This window comes from Enorma timonensis, assembly GCF_000321165.1.
GTDB lineage: Bacteria > Actinomycetota > Coriobacteriia > Coriobacteriales > Coriobacteriaceae > Enorma.
In genome coordinates this window covers 1-2083 of record NZ_CAPF01000103.1, presented here as the reverse complement: position 1 = coordinate 2083, position 2083 = coordinate 1, and the positions used below count along the sequence as shown (strand labels likewise).

The 2083-nt window shown below is 69.9% G+C and carries 1 protein-coding gene and 1 pseudogene; both read right to left on the bottom strand.

The genetic code is table 11. The features are described 5' to 3' along the window. Nucleotides 1–287: 287 nt before the first annotated feature. Nucleotides 288–1679: a class B sortase gene (locus BN423_RS10410; protein WP_019240185.1), complete on the bottom strand. Its 1392-nt coding sequence runs from the start codon at nucleotides 1677–1679 to the stop codon at nucleotides 288–290. 204 nt (nucleotides 1680–1883) lie between these two features. Further along, nucleotides 1884–2083 (bottom strand): annotated as a pseudogene (locus tag BN423_RS10945) (amidophosphoribosyltransferase); the annotation flags it as partial.

Here is a 2083-nt window from a genome sequence, read left to right as displayed (position 1 = left end):
GAAACGAACGGTTTATGAAGGGGTGCCCGAGTAGCGAGGGGTTGCGCGCTAATAAATGCGCAGGTAGCAGGGTTGCCGATTTCCCGGCTACTTTGCCCACCCCCTATAAACCGCTCGTTTGGACGATTTTGGGAAGCGAGGGGCTGCGCGCGGGCCGTCTGAAGGCAGTTTGCAGCCCCTCGCGGCGCCCCGCGATGCCCAAAACGGCGCCCCGCGACGCCCAAACCGCGACCGGCGGCGTCCGGCCGCGCCCAAACCGGCACCCCCGGCAGCGCAGCCTCGCGCCGCTACCCCTGCAGATCCGGGTTGACGAGCTCGTCCGAGCTGGCGTTCGCACCCTCCGCGCCCACGTCGGCCTGCACGTCGTCGGCGGAAACGGACGGCGTCTCCTCCGTGACCGTGCAGATCATGATGGCGCGGTGGTCGGCCGGCGCCAGGCCGCTGCAGGTCACGAGCGCGAGCACGCGGTCGGTCGAGGCGATGCGCTCGTCGACGTCGCTCGCCTCCGCCTGGGCGTAGCCGCGCAGATCCTCGAGGTAAGCAGCGAGCGCCGCCTGGTCGCCGAAGTTCTCCTGCCGCGCCTCGACGTAGGTCTCGGGCACGCGCGCGGTGTAGAGCGGCGACAGTTTGTAGGTCGTCTCGGGCGTGAGGTAGTACACCGTGGTCATCTTGTCGAAGTTCGCCTGGTCAAGCGTCTTCTCGATGGGGTCGAACATGGAGCCGTTGCTCATGTGGTGGCCGTAGACCGTCGTCTGCTGGCCCACCATGCCGGGCGCCTGCTGGTCGCAATCGAGCATGATGCTGCCGCTCTCGTTCCACGAGCCGTCGGGCAGCGCGCGCAGGTACTGGTCGTTCGTGTCGCCCTGCACCACGGGGAAGCTGATGTCCGTGCCGGGGATGTAGATCCACGCGACGATGTCCTCGCTCACCTGCTTGAGCGCGTCCCAGTCGACGACGGGCACGCCGTCGCCGCTGGAGTCATCCACCGTCACGTACTGCGAGAGCTCGTCGTACGCGGCGCCCGCCTTCTGGTAGCCGATCTGCGCGGAGATGAAGATGCCGGCCGCGACGAGCAGCAGCAGGATGCCGACGCCGATGAGTACCTTCGAGACGATGTCGCGCCCGCTGCGCTTGCGCGGCGCGCCGGAGGAGCGGGAAGCACGGGAGCCGTGTCCGGCCGCAGTGCGGGAGCGGGAGGCGGCGGAGCGAGAAGCCGCCGAACGGGAGTAGGGCGACGGCGCGTGGGGTGAAGCCGGGCGGGGTGCCTCGACGCGGGCGGGACGCGCGTAGGGCGACGTCGGCGGGGTGGCCGAACTGTGCGCTCGGGATGCCGATGCGTGGGAGTGGGGGGCTGCCTCGCGGGCGTTGGGTGTGGCCGAACTGTGCGCTGCCTCGCGGGCGTGAGGCGCAGCCGCGCGGGGCGTGGCCGCATGCGAACCCGAGCTGTGCGCGGTCGCGTGCGCGGACGAACCCGGGACGGCGCGGTGCGATCCCGCGCTGCGAGCGGGCGGGACGTTCGTGGCTCCGGGGTGCGTCGCGCCATGATGCGGCGTGCGGGGAGCGCGCGGCGCGTCGCCCGCGAAATGCGAGCCGTTGCCCCGCGGGCTCGGCGACGCCTGGCCGCCCGTCGTCTCGGCTTCCTGCTTCGGACGGAACCGTCTGCCCTCGTATGCCGCCATGAAACCTCCGTGCGTCATGCGATTCAAACAATAACTCACCAGTATAGGCGATGCGCGAGCACGCTCAGGTAAAGAGGAGGTAATCCCACATCAGGTACGAAATTGGCGTGGCGCGGCGAGAAGCCTGCGACGCGCGGGGCGCTGCGGACGCACAGCGAGTCGCCCACGGCTGAGCATCGCACGGCCGCCCGTCGTCCTCTCGCCTCACGCCTCGTGGGATTGCTCCCAGGTGTGGTCGTGCTCCTTCTCGACGACGCTGCCGTCCGCGACGGGGTCGGCCTGCGTGAGGTTGAGCGGGTCGAAGCCCTCCATGAACTTGTCGCGGCCGAAGCTCGGTGGGATCGCCACGGGGTACACGCCGGTGAAGCACGCCGTGCAGTACCCACGCTTGCCGCAGCCGGCGG